Source organism: Pseudomonas sp. GV105 (assembly GCF_003058185.1).
In the GTDB taxonomy this organism is placed as follows: Bacteria; Pseudomonadota; Gammaproteobacteria; order Pseudomonadales; family Pseudomonadaceae; genus Aquipseudomonas; species Aquipseudomonas veronii.
In genome coordinates this window covers 206,906-222,133 of record NZ_QBUF01000008.1, presented here as the reverse complement: position 1 = coordinate 222,133, position 15,228 = coordinate 206,906, and the positions used below count along the sequence as shown (strand labels likewise).

Sequence of the window (15,228 nt, the reverse complement as noted above, 5' to 3'; positions counted from 1 at the left end):
TGGCTTGCCTGCGATCGCGGTGTGCCAGCCTCCCACAGGGACTGAGCTCTTCTTGAGTAGGCATGCCAATTCAAAGTTTGCGTCTGGCCGGGATACAGGCAAGATAAAGGTCTGCAAGTCAGCACACAGGATGCTTACCGTGACCGAAGCTTTTGTTGTCGTTCAAACCGCCGAAGAAGCCGTGGACCGGCTGGCGGCTCTGCATGAGCGTGCTACCGGCGCGCTCAATCAGGCCCTCAAGCAATACCTCAAGGACCGCGTCGAGCCCGACGCCGAACAACGCGCGATGTTTCGTTACCCGGAGCTGCGCCTGACTTACCAATGCCATGGCGAAGTCCCACAGACCACCCGGGCGTATGCCAAGGTCCAACTGCCGGGGACTTACAGCGTCACCGTCACCCATCCGTCGGCATTCCGTAAATACCTGCTGGAGCAATTGGTGCCGCTGATGCACGACTTCACCGTGACGGTGGAAGTCGGCGTCAGCCAGCAGAATATTCCTTACCCGTATGTGGTCGAGCAGGGCGACGAACTGGCCGGCTCCGGCGTGACCGCCGCGACCCTGGCGCGGGTGTTCCCCAGCACCGACCTGTCGGCCGCCACCGATGGCATCGCCGACGGCCTGTACGACTGGGAAAACACCGACCCGCTGCCCCTGGCCCTGTTCGATGCGGCCCGCGTGGACTTTTCCCTGCGCCGCCTGGTGCATTACACCGGCAGCGATTGGCGCCATGTACAGCCGTGGATCCTGCTGACCAACTACCACCGTTATGTCGACCAGTTCATCGTGCATGGCCTGGAGCAACTGCGCAGCGACCCGCGTTTTATCCGCATGGTGTTGCCGGGCAACGTGATCATCGACAAGAGCATGGACCACGGCGAAGCGTCCGCCATTGCCGCAGGCGTGGTCTGGCACCGTTACCAGATGCCGGCCTACCACCTGCAGGCCAGTGACGGCCACGGGGTGACGCTGGTCAACATCGGCGTCGGCCCGTCCAACGCCAAGAACATCACCGACCACCTGGCCGTGCTGCGTCCGCATTGCTGGCTGATGATCGGCCACTGCGGCGGCCTGCGCCAATCCCAGACCATCGGCGACTATGTCCTGGCTCACGCCTATATGCGCCGTGACGGCATTCTCGACCGCGTAGTGCCGCCGAACATCCCGATCCCGGCCCTGGCCGAAGTGCAGATGGCCTTGCAGCAAGCGGCGGCCAATGTCACCGGCGAAAAAGGCGAAGAGCTGAAAAAGCGCCTGCGCACCGGCACCGTGCTGACCTACGACGACCGCAACTGGGAACTGCGCTGGGCCCAGGAACGGCCGCTGATCAACCTGTCCCGCGCCGTCGCGGTGGACATGGAGAGCGGCACCATCGCCGCCCAAGGCTACCGTTTGCGCGTGCCTTACGGCACGTTGCTGTGTGTCTCGGACAAGCCGTTGCACAGTGAGATCAAGCTGCCGGGCTCGGCCAACGCGTTCTATGAGCGGGCGGTCAGCCAGCACTTGAAGATCGGCATCGAGGCGGTCGACCTGTTGCGCACCGAGCTCAACTCGCTGCACTCGCGCAAACTGCGCAGCTTCGACGAGCCGCCGTTCCGCTAAGCGGTTGGGATGGTCATTTAGCGGTCAGGCCACTAGCATTGTCGGTCCTGACCGTTAGATGTTCCTTCGCCATGTCCCGTCCCAGCCGTCCCGATTCGCGTCGCCCTGGCGTGAAAGCCCCGTATTCCGCAGCCCGTCGCGTCGCCAAGGCGCCACCGGCCGAGCCGAAGCTGATCCTGTTCAATAAACCGTTCGACGTGCTGACCCAGTTCAGCGACGAAGGCGGGCGGGCGACCCTCAAGGATTTTATCGACATCCCCGGCATCTACCCGGCGGGCCGCCTGGACCGTGACAGCGAAGGCCTGCTGCTGTTGACCAACGACGGTCAATTGCAGGCGCGGATTGCCGACCCCAAGCACAAGCTGGCGAAAACCTACTGGGTGCAGGTGGAAGGCGAACCCACCGAAGAACAACTGCAACGCCTGCGCGACGGGGTGGAGCTCAACGACGGCATGACCTTGCCCGCCGAAGCCCGGCAACTGGACGAGCCTGAGTTATGGCCACGCAACCCGCCGGTGCGTTTTCGCAAAAGCGTGCCGACCCACTGGCTGGAGTTGGTGATTCGTGAGGGGCGAAACCGCCAGGTGCGGCGCATGACCGCGGCGGTGGGGTTGCCCACCTTGCGCCTGGTGCGCGTGCGGATTGGCGATTGGTCCATCGACGGCCTGGAGCAGGGCCAATGGAAGGCCGTGCCGGCGCGCTTATAAGGCGCCGGACTCGATCAGGCCGATCACCACGCTCTTGATGACGAACGCGGCCACGCCCAGGCCCAGCACGAAAAACAGAATGAACGAGCCGAAACGCCCGGCCTTGGATTTCTTCGCCAGGTCCCAGACGATGAAGCCCATGAAAATGATCAGAATCGTGACCAGGCCGGTCATCATCCATTCTTCGAATAGTGCGGGGTCAATCGAGTTCATTGGTTTCTTCCGACAGGGCAGGCGGCAAGTATACGGCAGTGCTCGGGCTGGGCATTGACCTGCGTCGGTGCGTCGCAGGCAGACTTCACGGTTGAAACACAGGCTGAATGTGGGAGGGAGCAAGCCCCCTCCTACCTTTGACCGTCACCGATCTCAAGTACGCAGGTGGGTCAGCGGCAGCTCGGTGCTGTTCAATACCTGGTTCAGCACAAAGCTCGAGCGCACGCTGGTCACGCCTTCGATCCGAGTGAGGTGGCCCAGCAGCAGCTTCTGGTAGTGATCCATGTCGGGCACCACCACTTTCAACTGATAGTCGGCATCCATTCCGGTCACCAGGCTGCATTCCAGCACCTGCGGCAGGGTGCGGATGGCGGCTTCGAAGTTCTCGAAGCGCTCGGGGGTGTGGCGGTCCATGCCGATCAGCACGTAGGCGGTGAGGCTCAGGCCGAGCATCTTGCGGTCGAGCAGCGCGACCTGGCGGGCGATGTAGCCGTCGTCCTCCAATTGCTTGACCCGGCGCGAGCAGGGCGACGGCGACAGCCCGATACGCTCGGCCAACTCCTGGTTGGAGATCCTCGCGTCGCGCTGCAATTCCGCCAAAATACTCAGGTCGTATCGGTCAAGTTTGCTCATGGGGCTGGCCTTTGTCGTAACTATTGCGGTGAATTATCCCTTAAGGGTTAAAAATTGCGCAAGCACTGTTTATTGACGCAATCTTCGCAATCATCTGCCGGGGCGCTGCGCCTATGATTACCGACAGAATCACCGCCTGGACATAGTCCACTGCAGCTCGCCCAATCAGGCCCGCTGCGGCCGCCACCCCAGCAGGGTTGAGCCGGCCTCCAGGCTGCACACTGTCCACAAGACGGCGTGAGGTGAGCCAACGTCATAAGCGTTGAGCCAGGACGAAGTTCTCAAGGGGCGGCCGACGGGCTGCCCCTTTCTTTTTGCCTTAAGAAAATAGTTCTCGTGACTGATAACCTGTTCCAGAACCGGGCGAGGCTTTTCCAGTCTCATTGATAAGCCCTAAACCGCAGTGAGGAAGAGCATGAAGCGCATCTGGCGAATGGCAGGTGTTGGTTTGTTGGTGGTCAGCGTCAGCGCGCAGGTAACAGCGGACGAGCGCGATAATTCACCCGAGCGGCCGCAGGGCGGCGGGCAGCATGAACGCGGCCCTGAAGGTGGCGGGCGGCCCGAGAATAATCAGCCGCGCCCGCAGATCGCGCCGCCTCGGCCTGAGAACAATCAGCCACGCCCGGAGAACCCGCATTTTGATCGCGGCGGCCCGAACGGCGGCGGTCAGGGGCAAGGCCGGCCCCAGGGCAATGAGCCGGGTCGCCCGGCACCGCAGCCACAACCGTCGAACAGCCTGCCGATCCAGGGGCGGCCCGATACGGTGCGCCAGACCCAGGAACCGCGTGAGGGTTACTACCGCGATATCCCGCGCCGCAACGACGGCAATCAACATTGGGAGGCCGGCGGCCCCGGTTCACGTCCAGGCAACGACGGCGGTTACCACAATGAGCGTCCCGGTGATAATCGCTGGCCAGGTCGCCCCGATGGGCACGGCAACGGCTGGGGCCCCGGCCCGCAGTATCGCCCGGGGTATATGGTGGATCGTTTTCCCGAGCGTAATTACCGCGTGCCTTACCGTGGCCAGGATTATTTCTTCTCCGGCGGCTACTGGTATCGCCCGCAAGGCCCGCGCTATGTAGTGGTGGCGCCGCCGTATGGCATCCGCGTGCATTACTTGCCGGACTACGCGCGCGAAGTGTGGGTGGGCGGTGCGCTGTTCTTCCTCGCGGCGGGTGCCTATTACACCTACGAAAACAGTACCCAGCAGTACGTGGTGGTGGAACCGCCGACCGCCGTACCGGCACCGCAGCCAGCACCCCAGGGTAACGGTTATGACGTGGTGGCCTATCCCGCCAACGGCCAGTCACCGGCGCAGGTGCAGCAGGATGGTTACGACTGTTATCGCTGGGCCGTGCAGCAAAGTGGCTTCGACCCGCAAGCGGTCACCTACGCTCCGGCCCCGGCAGTGGTGCAAGCCTACCGCCAGGCCCAGGGCAACTGCCTGAGCAGTCGCGGCTATCAGGTGCAGTACTAGGCCTGGGCGCCACTCACCACATCCAACGGGTCGGCGTGTACCAGCACTTCGGCCCGCGGGTAGGCTTTGTGAATGGCATCGGCGGCCTGGTCGCTGATGCCGTGGGCGACAGACAGCGTCAATTCCCCCGGCAATTCCAGGTGCAGCTGCACAAACCAGTGGTTGCCGGAAATCCGCGTGCGCAAGTCGTGTGCGCCCAGCACGCCGGGTACGCCACGCGCCAATTCCAGCATGTGCTGGCTGACGTCCGGCGGCAGTTCTTCGTCCATCAGCACGGCAAAGCTTTCCCGGGCGATCTGGATCGCGCTCCACAGAATGTAGGCCGCGATGCCCAGGCCAAACCAGGCGTCGATCTGATGGAAGCCGAAACCGGCCAGGATCAGCGCAATCAAGATACTGCCATTGAGCAGCAGGTCCGAGCGGTAGTGCAGCGAGTCGGCGCGCACGGCGCTTGAGCCGGTTTCCCGCACCACGTGGTGTTGCAGGACCAGCAGGGCCACGGTCAGCGCCAGGGACAAGATAATCACGCCAATGCTCAGCCACGGCGCGCCCACCGGTTCGGGATGCTTGATCCGTTCGAATGCCTGCAACGCAATCAGCACCGCACTGCCGGCGATAAACAGCGCCTGCGCCATCCCGGCCAGCGACTCGGCCTTGCCATGCCCGTAACGGTGATCGTCATCGGCCGGGCGCAGGGCGTAATGCACCGCCAGCAGATTGAGCAGCGAGGTGACACCATCGAGTAGCGAATCGGTCAACCCGGCGAGCATGCTCACCGAGCCGCTGAGCCACCAGGCGATGGCCTTGGTCACAATCAGCACAGAGGCCACGCCCACCGAGGCGCGCGTGGCCAGGCGCAAGAGCCGGGCGTGTTCGGGACTGCTGGTCATAAGCGGGTCAGATCCTTAGGCGGACGGTTGTAAGCCGAGGGCCGCCAGTTGTTGCACGCTGCCCTTGAACTGGATCATGCGCGGGTCGTCCAGCGGCAGCGTGCGACCGGTTTCCTGCTGGATGATGGTCTGCAGCTTGGCGGTGTCGACCTTGCCGTCGGCACCGATGGCTTGCTGCAGTTTCTCCGGGGCGACTTGTGCGGTCTTGCCCGGTTCGAAGTAGATCGCGCCGGTGGCGAAGTCGACGCCGAAGGCGATCAGGCCAGGGATCACGTAGAACAGCAGGCCCACGGCATCGAGCACGGCAATCGTCGGGTCGATCTTGCCGTCGATCTGGCCGCGGCGATCGGGATAGAAAATCGAACCGCAGGCCGTCAGTTGGCTCAGCAGAGTGACGGCGAGGACACCGCCGATGACACGGGAAGCGATACGCATGGAAAATCTCCTGTCAGTCACTGTAGGAGCGAGCTTGCTCGCGAAAGACGTTAACGATACCGCGTGCTGCCTGAATGTGCGTGGTGCTCTGTGATTTTTCGCGAGCAGGCTCGCGCCTACGGGAGACCACCACCGGTATCCGACAGTTCGCCGTTATACTCGCCGCTCTGCTTTGGAGCCAGTATGAATTCGTTGCCGATCGATGATGTTTTACCCGCCCTGCGTGACGCCTTGGCGAATCGCCATGAAGCCGTGCTGGAAGCACCGCCCGGCGCCGGTAAAACCACCCGCGTACCCTTGGCCTTGTTGAATGAGCCTTGGCTGGCCGGGCAGACCATCCTGATGCTCGAACCCCGACGCCTGGCCGCGCGCGCCGCCGCCGAGCGCCTGGCCAGCGAGCTGGGGGAAAAGGTCGGTGAAACCGTCGGCTACCGCATCCGCCTCGACAGTAAAGTGGGGCCCAACACACGCATCGAAGTGGTCACCGAAGGCATCCTCACCCGCCGCCTGCAGGACGACCCGGCGCTGGACGGCGTGGGCCTGCTGATCTTCGACGAATTCCACGAACGCAGCCTCGACGCCGACCTGGCGCTGGCCCTGAGCCTGAATGGCCGCGACCTGTTTCGCGATGAGCAGCCGCTGAAAATCCTGCTGATGTCCGCCACCCTCGAAGGCGAGCGCCTGGCCGCGCTGCTGGACAACGCGCCGATCCTGCGCAGCGAAGGGCGTATGTTCCCGGTGCAGATGCGCTGGGGGCGGCCGTACCAGGCCGGTGAATTCATCGAGCCGCGCCTGGTGCAGACCATCCTCGACGCTTTGCATGACGAAACCGGCAGCGTGCTGGTGTTCCTGCCCGGCCAGGCGGAGATCCGCCGGGTCAACCAGCAACTGGCGGACGCGCTCGGTGATCGCCGCGATGTGCTGCTCTGCCCGCTGCATGGCGAACTCGACCTGAACGCCCAGCGTGCCGCCATCGACCCGGCGCCCGCCGGCAAGCGCAAAGTGGTGCTGGCCACCAACATCGCCGAGACCAGCCTGACCATCGATGGCGTGCGCGTGGTGATCGACGCCGGGTTGGCGCGTGTGCCGCGTTTCGACCCCGGCAGCGGCATGACCCGCCTCGACACCCAGCGCATCTCCCGCGCCAGCGCCACTCAGCGTGCCGGCCGGGCCGGGCGCCTGGAACCGGGCGTGTGCTATCGCTTGTGGTCCGAGGACCAGCACGAAGGCCTGGCCGCCTATGGCAGCGCGGAAATTCTCGCCGCCGACCTCGCCGGGTTGGCCTTGCAACTGGCGCGTTGGGGCGTTGCGCCCGCGCAGTTGGTGTGGCTCGACATGCCGCCCGCTGCCGCGTATGCCCAGGCTCAGGACCTGCTGCAACGCCTCGGCGCCTTGAATGACGACAAACTGACCGCCCACGGCCAGAAGATGGCCGAGCTGCCGGCCCATCCGCGCATCGCCCATCTGTTGCTGCGCGGGCAGGATCTGGGGCTGGCGGCCACCGCGTGTGATGTCGCCGCGCTGCTGGGCGAGCGCGACATCCTGCGCGGGGGCGGCGCGGATCTGCACAGTCGCCTGGCGTTATTGTCCGGTGAAGAACGCGCGCGGGGCACTCAGGGTGGTGTTCAGCGCGCCAAGCAGTTGGCCCGGCAATATCGCGGCTATTTGCGCGGCCAGGCGACCAGGCCGGTGGCCGACCCCGATCACCCGCGTTGGCTCGGCGCGCTGCTGGCGTTGGCGTATCCCGACCGCGTGGCCCAACAACGCCGCCCCGGCGGCGCCGAATACCGCCTGGCCAATGGCCGCGCCGCCTTGTTCGCCGAGGCCGATAGCCTGATGAAACAAGCCTGGCTGGTGATTGCCGACCTGGGCAGCCGCCAGGGCCAGCGCGAAGAACGCATCTACCTGGCGGCGGATTTTGATCCGGCGCTGTTCGACACGGTCCTCGCCGAACAAGTACGCACCGTCGACCAATTGGATTGGGACGAGCGCGAAGGCGTGCTGCGCGCCGAGCGCCAGCGCAAAGTCGGCGAACTGGTGCTCAGCCGCGAACCCCTCAGCGGCCTCGACGAAAACGCTCGCAGCCAGGCGCTGGTCAACCTGGTTCGGCGCAAAGGCCTGGAGCTGTTGCCCTGGACGCCGGAACTGCGCCAATGGCAGGCTCGCGTGATGTTGCTGCGCCAGCTGGACACCGGCACCACCAGCGAATGGCCCGACGTCAGCGACAGCGCCTTGCTCGCCAGCCTGGAGCACTGGCTGATGCCTTACCTGGGCAAGGTTTCGCGCCTCAGTCATTTCGCCAACCTGGATATTTCCAGCTACCTGCACAACCTGTTGCCCTGGCCGTTGCCCCAACGCCTGGACGAACTGGCACCGCACCATTTGAAAGTGCCTTCGGGTTCGTCGGTGCGCTTGGACTACAGCGAGCATCCGCCGATTCTGGCGGTGCGCCTGCAGGAATTGTTCGGCCTGGCGGATACACCGCGCATTGCCGGCGGGCGCCAGGTGGTCAAGTTGCACCTGCTGTCCCCGGCGCGACGGCCGGTGCAGGTGACCCAGGATCTGGCGAACTTCTGGCGCAGTACCTACGCCGAGGTGAAGAAAGATCTGAAAGGGCGCTATCCCAAGCATTACTGGCCGGATGACCCGTTGGTGGCCGAGGCCACCGCCCGAATCAAACCACGCAAGTAAGCGTGACCGCGATTCAAATGTGGGAGGGGCGGTTATTGCGCGGCGGGCAGCAGGAAGCGCGCGATGACCGGCAAATGGTTGGAAATGCGCAACGTATCCGCCTGGCGCACCTTGGCTTCTACACGCTTGATCCGCGAGCTGTAGAACAGGTAATCGACGGTGCGATCCGGCCCGTCCAGGCTCGGGTCATTCGGAAAGTGCGTCAGCCACTGCTCACGATCAATCCCGCTGGATTCGCTGTTGCTCGGGATCATCGGGTATTTGTCCCACAGCAGATGCAGTTCGCTGTCCGGTGAATATTGCCCGCGTTTACCGGCATCCAGGCGCAGGAATTGCCCCAGCGGCAGCAAATTGAAATCCCCACCGATCAACCACGGCGTACCGCGGCTTTCGAACTTATCCAGCAGTTTCACCGTGGCCTGGACTTGTGCTTGCACCGCACTGCGCCCGGGTGCGTCGCCCTCCAGGCGAGTGTTGAGTACCGCCAGTTGGCCGCCGTCGCTCAAGGGCAGATAGGTCAGCAGCAACGCCGGTTTGGGTTGGAACTGACGGCTGATGAAATCCGCGGGCGGTACGGGCAGTTGCAGGCGTTCGGCGTGTTCGATCTGGTAGCGGCTCAGGGTCACCAGCTTGCGGCCGACGCTGCCGAAAATATGCAGGTTGGGGATAAAGTCGGCTTTCCAGTCGAAGGCCTGGGCGCTGCAGGGGTAGAGATCGACGAGCCGCTCTTGCAGCAGCGCCACCTGATCCTGGTAGTGGGACGGCTTGGCGCCTTCGTCGAGTTCCTGCAACAGCAGGATGTCGGGCTGTTCGTCGCGAATCACCCGGGCCACTTCGTCGAGGCTGAAGGCCATGTCTTCGACGGTGGGGCGGTCGTCCGGGCCGCTGCCGTCGGCGGTGTCGTACCAGAACACGTAGTTCTTGCCGGCCAGGTACTGCACGTTCCAGGTCATCACCTTGAGCGCCTGCCCGGGCAGCAGGGTCGGTGCACGGGGCGCGATGCAGCTCACGGGCAGGGTTTGCTTGTCGGCGGGGCGCCAGGTCAGGCTGTAGATCAGGGCCGTCAGCAGGCCCGCGATGATCAGCAGGCCCAGCAAGGTGATGCGCAATAAACGGGTCATCGGCTCGGCTTATAGCGTGTCAGGGGTGACACGGAGCATATCACCGCACGTCGGCGTCGCCACCGATCAGCATAAATAAACGGAACAGCACCACACTGGTAAACAGCTGCAGGAAGCTGTGCGCGCTGTCGATCAGCACGCCCAGCAACGGCGCGGGCTCGGGATACGCGGCCATGCTGGCGCCTTTGAGCAGCCACAGTGGTGTCATTACGCACAGCAGGCACACCAGGATTCGCCAGAAATGCCCGCGGGTCAGGCGCAAACTTTCCTTCATCGCCGCCAGTGCAGGCATGCCGCGCAGCACCAGCAGGTACTCGGCGAACGCCAGCACCACCATCAGCCACAGGCCCGGCAGGAAATACAGCGACAGCCCGAGCAGTATCAGCAGGGTGCTCATCGCCGTCAGCAGGGCGAAGCGCGGCCACAGCGTCAGGGCCATGGCCCACACATCCTTGGTGCGCGGCGATTCGCCACGGGTGCGGGCGTCGAGAAACAGGATCAGCGCCCCGGTGTACAGCGGATACACCAGCAACCCCACCACCACGCTGTAGCCGGGGAAGGCATCCGGGCCGAGCGTGTGGTCGAGCACCTGTTGCAGCAGGGCTTCGAGGATCACCAGCGGTAGGCACAGCTGGACGATGGCGCCCAGGTTGCGCTGGGTGAAACGGAGGGAGTCGCGCAGCACATCTAACGGATTCATCAGAGTCATCACAGGCCGAAAAAAAGCAGGGGCACACTTTAACCGATAGGTGCCGTGAGCAAGCAAACGTAAACCTTGAGTAAAGACCATTGAAACAACTGGTAACACCCCCATAACTAGCAGGACCGAGCCTGATCACAGGCCGGACCATGATTTCTACCGGCAATCTAACGAGGTCGCCATGAACAGCGAAGAGCAAACCCTGATCGATGGACTGTTTTCACGGCTGCAACAGGCCGAAACGGACTCAGCCCCCCGCGACGCGCAGGCCGAAGCGCGGATCAAGGAGCATATGACGCGCCAACCGGCGGCCGGGTACTACATGACCCAGTCAATCCTGGTGCAGGAACACGCGCTCAAGAACCTCGACGCGCAGAACAAGCAGCAGGCGCAACAGATCCAGCAATTGCAGGACGAGCTGCAGCGGGCCAAGTCCCAGGCGGCACAACCGGCGCCGAGCAGCGGTGGCTTTCTGTCGAGCATTTTCGGCGGCGGTTCCCGTGACGCGCAACCGCCACAGAGCGCTCCGGCCTCATCCGGCGGCGGTTGGCGTGAACCGGCTCGGCCGTCTTTCGGACAGCCTGCGCCGCAACAAAACTACGCTGCCCCACAGCAGAATTACCAACAGCCGCAACAACCCGCCGCCGCCCCCATCGGCAGTGGCTTTCTCGGTGGCGCCCTGAAAACCGCAGCGGGTGTGGCCGGTGGTGTGATGCTGGCGGAAGGTATCAGCAGCCTGTTCAACCACAACTCGCAACAGCCGCAAGTGGTGGAAGAAATCATCCGTGAAGTGCCCGCGCCTGCCAGTGACAACAGCAACTGGGGCAACGATGACCAGAAGTTTGCGGGCAATGACAACTGGGGCAGCAACAATTCCGACAGCTTCGCGGACAGTGATTATTCCGACAACTCGTCCTCCTTCGACGACGACGATTCCTTCGTCTGACGCATCCAGGCCGGGGCGCTTTGCCGCCCCGGGCTGATTTTTCCCGGAAACTTTCCCGTGGCTGGCATACTGGCAACCTTTGCGGACCTTCGCGTCCGGGGTCCAAGCGGCAGTCATGGGGAAGTGCGGTGAAGAAAATTGCAGTGTTCGCCGATGTACAAAACCTCTACTACACCGTGCGCCAGGCGTATGGCTGCCACTTCAACTACGCCGCCCTGTGGGCTGACATCAGCTCGCGCGGGCAGATCGTCGAGGCGTATGCCTATGCCATCGACCGTGGTGACAGCAAGCAGCAGCAATTCCAGCAGATCCTGCGCAACCTGGGCTTTACCGTGAAGCTCAAACCCTACATCCAGCGCAGCGACGGCTCGGCCAAGGGCGACTGGGACGTGGGTATCACCATCGACATCATGGACGCCGCCGCTAACGTCGACGAAGTGGTGTTGGCTTCCGGCGACGGTGATTTCGACATGCTGCTCGACCGCATCATCCACAAGCATGGTGTCGAAGCCGTGGCCTACGGCGTGCCGGGGCTGACGGCCAACTCACTGATACGCGCCGCCAGCCGCTACGTGCCGATCGAAGGCGCGTTGCTGCTCAAATAAGCGCTGCGGTTCAATAGATAAATGCTTAGACGGAGTTGGAACAGGTTTGGAACGTATAGCGGTCATCGACTTTGAAACCACCGGCATCACCCCGAGCAGCCACTGCCGGGCCACGGAAATCGCGGTGGTCATCCTCGAACGTGGCCAGATCGTGGACCGCTACCAGAGCCTGATGAACGCCGGCGTGCGCGTGCCGGGCTTTATCGAACAGCTCACCGGCATCAGCAACGCCATGCTGCGCAGCGCGCCGCCGGCCGAGCGGGTGATGAACGAAGTCAACGAGTTCGTCGGCACCACACCGCTGCTGGCGCACAACGCCGCGTTCGACCAGAAGTTCTGGGACTTCGAACTGGGCCTGATCCGCCGCACCCGCCTGCAAAAATTCGCCTGCTCGCTGCTATTGGCCCGCCGCCTCATGCCTGCTGCACCCAACCATAAACTCGGCACCCTCAACAGCTATGCCCAACTGCCCCACACCGGCCAGGCTCACCGGGCCATGGCCGATGCGGAGATGGCGGCTAACCTGACGGCGCACCTGGCCGAGCAACTGCGACGGACCCATGGCTTGCGCGAGCTGTCCCACGACCTGCTGTGTACCTTGCAGAAAGTCCCGGCGGCGAAGATCAATGAGCATTTGAAGAAGCATCGCGGGTTCTGATAGAACAACGCCGTTCAAAATGTGGGAGGGGGCTTGCCCCCGATTGCGGTGGGTCAGCTACACATAAGCTGACTGATCCACTGCTATCGGGGGCAAGCCCCCTCCCACATTTTGACTGTGTTCATCCATCAAAGTGGGAAGGGCGGTGCGACGATTCGACTTGCCCCCGATGGCGTCAGAGGCCGCACTGCAGATTTGAACGCTGAACGATCAAGTCGACAATTTGCTCAAGGGTGGTGATGTGATCCCAATCTGCCTGCGTCGCGCGCAGTTTGAATTGCCACTTGATCTGCATGACAAAGCAAGTCAAATCGTCATCGATGATCTTGAAGTCATGGATGAAATCCGTTTGTTCCGTCACCTGGCTGCGGTCGATGAAGCCGATGATATCGACGAACAGTTGAATGACCTTTTCGCTGATCTCGGCTCGGGTCAGATTACTTTCCATTTCTTGCCTCGTAGGCACACTTACCAATACTGATTAGATCAAAGACAGCCAACCCCGCAGCCACGAAGGGAATGCCTCGCCCGATAATGCCAAATACCCTGACAGTTCCAAATGTTGCTTTCGCCATTCTGGCCACGGTTGGCTGCCTGATCAATGTACGAGGGAAGAAGCGCATTCCGATGAGGCTAGCCAGGTTCGTCGTTTTGCTGGAGCCGACTTGAACCCAAGTGCCCACGGCAATTTTGCTTATCGGTATGCCCGCCGCACCAGTGAGAAGCGTTGCAGTCGTCAAGCCGTAGTGTTGCTTTGTACACTTCCAGAGTTCGTCAAAAGTAGTGCTCGGCACCGAGGATTCCGCATGAATGGGCTTGAGTAACTGATAACTGGCGCCATGGGTCCAGCCTGGCGAATTAGGCAAAGCCATGACTGCCGGGCAGCTTGTCATTGTGTTTCCCATATGAAACGCCATGCTTGAAGTTGAGCCGAAATCGATGCCCTTGCTTTCGAGCTCAAACTTGCTTCGCATGATTGCTGTATGAAGATCGCTTTCCTGCATGCCGTAGTCCCTGTACGTAAATGACAGGCGGATAGTAAGTTTCAGCAAAGGGCGATTGGTGGTTGGCGGGAAAAACCAGAAAGGTCCGACGAAGCAGTAGCGCTTAGCCTACTGACGTTTCAGAAGACCGCTAAAAGCCTCCACAAAGAACTGATGTTTTAGTGGCAAGCAAGACCAATCCCTTTCATTTGCGGGACGTTTCCTAGAGAATTCCACGGCCTTGCGCCCCTCGGATCAGGTAGCTAGTCTCGCCTCGTCATCGAATCATCGATGATCGGACGTGCAAGTCCGGTTCGCAAAGGTGCACTAGCGCCCTACATCTCAACGCCTGGTTTTTAGTGGTCGGCGTTTATCTGTTATGGCGGCTGTGCGCTGGAGACCTTCGGGGTCTGCCGGGTTTCCTTTGCCCCGGTCTTGCACACCTGCGTACAGCTGCCACCCTCATTCGCGTGCAAGCGAACGGTGACGGCCTCTTATTTCAGAGGAATTACACCATGGTCAAAGTCACCCCCGATCCACCAGACTTCTTGAGCGAAGACGCCCTGCTCAACCGCCGCGCCATCGACTACTACCTCAAAGCGTCCGCCCCGGATGCGCCCACCTTCATCCTGAATGACAACCTGAGCCTCGAAGATGCCCTCGCCCATGCGGCGGACTTGCTGCATTGCGCGGTGAAAACTGCGCACTTGCCGGGTGAGGCGATGAACGCGCAGCAGCGTGCGGTGATGCATTTGGTGGAAATGGCGAAGGGAGTGGTGGATCGGGCGCTGGAGTGTGTGCAACCTCGTTGAACCACACATAACGAATGTGGGAGGGGGCTTGCCCCCGATTGCGGTGGGTCAGCTACACATAAGCTGACTGATCCACTGCTATCGGGGGCAAGCCCCCTCCCACATTTTGACTGTGTTCATCCATCAAAGTGGGAAGGGCGGTGCGACGATTCGACTTGCCCCCGATGGCGCTGGATCAGCCACCACTTTTCCCATTCCCCTCCAACTGCCCCAACGGCACCCGCCGCTCTATCGCGCTCGACAAAATGATCGAGGTCTTGCTGAACCCGAACTTCGCTATCCGATTAATCAAACTCTCCAGCTCCGGCATCGAGCCTACCGCCGCTTGCATGATCACGCACGGATCGCCCGTGACCCGGTGGCATTCGGTCAGTTCGGGGATTTCGGCCAGGGCGTCGTACACCTTCTGGCTGCCATGGTTGGTCAGGCGCAGTTCGATCACGCACTGGATCGGCAAACCCACTTTGGACAGGTCCACCTTGGCCTGGTAGCCGGTGATGACGCCGCTGGCTTCCAGCTTGGCCACGCGCTCGGCCACGGCGGGGGCGGAGAGGTTGACCGTGCGCGCGAGTTGCGCGTAGGACGCGCGGCCGTCTTCGAGCAGGGCGCTGAGGAGCATGCGGTCGTATTTGTCCATGAAAAGGCTCCAGCGTCAGGTGGCTTTCGAAAGCATGGTTTATAGCCCTCATAACCATGCTTTGAAAGGTGTATGGGCGGTTTAAACAGGTTTTGTAACTTATGTTTATGCACCTGT

17 protein-coding genes are annotated in these 15,228 nt (G+C 62.2%); 8 read left to right on the top strand and 9 right to left on the bottom strand.

Annotated features, from left to right (window positions below):
- Positions 1-130 precede the first annotated feature (130 nt).
- Positions 131-1,603, top strand: a complete 1,473-nt coding sequence (amn, locus tag C8K66_RS17585; RefSeq protein ID WP_162231494.1) for an AMP nucleosidase — start codon at positions 131-133, stop codon at positions 1,601-1,603.
- A 71-nt stretch (positions 1,604-1,674) separates the two neighbouring features.
- Positions 1,675-2,310 carry a pseudouridine synthase gene (locus C8K66_RS17580; RefSeq protein WP_046381941.1) on the top strand — a complete coding sequence of 212 codons (636 nt, stop codon included), beginning with the start codon at positions 1,675-1,677 and terminating at the stop codon, positions 2,308-2,310.
- Here C8K66_RS17580 and C8K66_RS17575 read toward each other — a convergent pair.
- Entirely contained in the window at positions 2,305-2,514 is a 210-nt protein-coding gene (locus C8K66_RS17575) for a DUF2788 domain-containing protein (protein WP_026140189.1), read from the bottom strand. The genes C8K66_RS17580 and C8K66_RS17575 overlap by 6 nt on opposite strands.
- A gap of 162 nt (positions 2,515-2,676) precedes the next feature.
- Positions 2,677-3,156, bottom strand: coding sequence for an Lrp/AsnC family transcriptional regulator (locus tag C8K66_RS17570; protein WP_003194418.1), 480 nt, complete (start codon positions 3,154-3,156; stop codon positions 2,677-2,679).
- A 415-nt stretch (positions 3,157-3,571) separates the two neighbouring features.
- Here C8K66_RS17570 and C8K66_RS17565 point away from each other — a divergent pair, with 415 nt between their 5' ends.
- Entirely contained in the window at positions 3,572-4,633 is a 1,062-nt protein-coding gene (locus tag C8K66_RS17565) for a DUF6515 family protein (protein ID WP_108525535.1), read from the top strand.
- Here C8K66_RS17565 and C8K66_RS17560 read toward each other — a convergent pair.
- Together C8K66_RS17560 and C8K66_RS17555 are read right to left on the bottom strand one after the other, a co-directional pair.
- On the bottom strand, positions 4,630-5,523 hold the full coding sequence (locus C8K66_RS17560) for a cation diffusion facilitator family transporter (protein ID WP_017848314.1): 894 nt from the start codon (positions 5,521-5,523) through the stop codon (positions 4,630-4,632). The two genes, C8K66_RS17565 and C8K66_RS17560, sit on opposite strands and share 4 nt — an antisense overlap.
- Before the next feature lie 15 nt (positions 5,524-5,538).
- Positions 5,539-5,958 carry a hypothetical protein gene (locus tag C8K66_RS17555; RefSeq protein WP_017848313.1) on the bottom strand — a complete coding sequence of 140 codons (420 nt, stop codon included), beginning with the start codon at positions 5,956-5,958 and terminating at the stop codon, positions 5,539-5,541.
- A gap of 183 nt (positions 5,959-6,141) precedes the next feature.
- Here C8K66_RS17555 and hrpB point away from each other — a divergent pair, with 183 nt between their 5' ends.
- A complete protein-coding gene (hrpB, locus tag C8K66_RS17550) occupies positions 6,142-8,649 on the top strand; it encodes an ATP-dependent helicase HrpB (protein WP_108525533.1) in 2,508 nt (835 codons plus the stop codon).
- Between the two features lie 32 nt (positions 8,650-8,681).
- On the opposite strand, the gene C8K66_RS17545 is transcribed toward hrpB, so the two are convergent.
- A complete protein-coding gene (locus C8K66_RS17545) occupies positions 8,682-9,770 on the bottom strand; it encodes an endonuclease/exonuclease/phosphatase family protein (protein ID WP_079444772.1) in 1,089 nt (362 codons plus the stop codon).
- A 40-nt stretch (positions 9,771-9,810) separates the two neighbouring features.
- The gene (locus C8K66_RS17540) at positions 9,811-10,470 is read right to left on the bottom strand and encodes a YciC family protein (protein ID WP_046381956.1); all 660 of its coding nucleotides are present in this window, start codon (positions 10,468-10,470) and stop codon (positions 9,811-9,813) included.
- 181 nt (positions 10,471-10,651) lie between these two features.
- Between C8K66_RS17540 and C8K66_RS17535 the strand changes: the two genes are divergently transcribed.
- The 3 genes from C8K66_RS17535 (at position 10,652) to C8K66_RS17525 (ending at position 12,679) form a co-directional block, all read left to right on the top strand.
- On the top strand, positions 10,652-11,416 hold the full coding sequence (locus C8K66_RS17535; protein WP_017848309.1) for a DUF2076 domain-containing protein: 765 nt from the start codon (positions 10,652-10,654) through the stop codon (positions 11,414-11,416).
- Between the two features lie 128 nt (positions 11,417-11,544).
- Positions 11,545-12,021 carry an NYN domain-containing protein gene (locus tag C8K66_RS17530; RefSeq protein ID WP_017848308.1) on the top strand — a complete coding sequence of 159 codons (477 nt, stop codon included), beginning with the start codon at positions 11,545-11,547 and terminating at the stop codon, positions 12,019-12,021.
- A gap of 46 nt (positions 12,022-12,067) precedes the next feature.
- Positions 12,068-12,679: a PolC-type DNA polymerase III gene (locus tag C8K66_RS17525; protein WP_017848307.1), complete on the top strand. Its 612-nt coding sequence runs from the start codon at positions 12,068-12,070 to the stop codon at positions 12,677-12,679.
- Positions 12,680-12,854: 175 nt separating this feature from the next.
- Here the strand turns inward: C8K66_RS17525 and C8K66_RS17520 are convergent, their stop codons facing one another.
- Both C8K66_RS17520 and C8K66_RS17515 read right to left on the bottom strand, forming a co-directional pair.
- Complete coding sequence (locus tag C8K66_RS17520; protein WP_017848306.1) at positions 12,855-13,127, bottom strand: acyl carrier protein; 273 nt, start codon at positions 13,125-13,127, stop codon at positions 12,855-12,857.
- On the bottom strand, positions 13,117-13,683 hold the full coding sequence (locus tag C8K66_RS17515) for a hypothetical protein (RefSeq protein WP_108525531.1): 567 nt from the start codon (positions 13,681-13,683) through the stop codon (positions 13,117-13,119). Before C8K66_RS17515 ends, C8K66_RS17520 begins: the two co-directional genes overlap by 11 nt.
- A gap of 494 nt (positions 13,684-14,177) precedes the next feature.
- On the opposite strand from C8K66_RS17515, the gene C8K66_RS17510 reads away from it, so the two are divergent.
- Entirely contained in the window at positions 14,178-14,474 is a 297-nt protein-coding gene (locus C8K66_RS17510; protein WP_017848305.1) for a DUF6124 family protein, read from the top strand.
- A 175-nt stretch (positions 14,475-14,649) separates the two neighbouring features.
- On the opposite strand, the gene C8K66_RS17505 is transcribed toward C8K66_RS17510, so the two are convergent.
- Positions 14,650-15,111, bottom strand: coding sequence for an Lrp/AsnC family transcriptional regulator (locus tag C8K66_RS17505; RefSeq protein WP_057005124.1), 462 nt, complete (start codon positions 15,109-15,111; stop codon positions 14,650-14,652).
- Positions 15,112-15,228 lie beyond the last annotated feature (117 nt).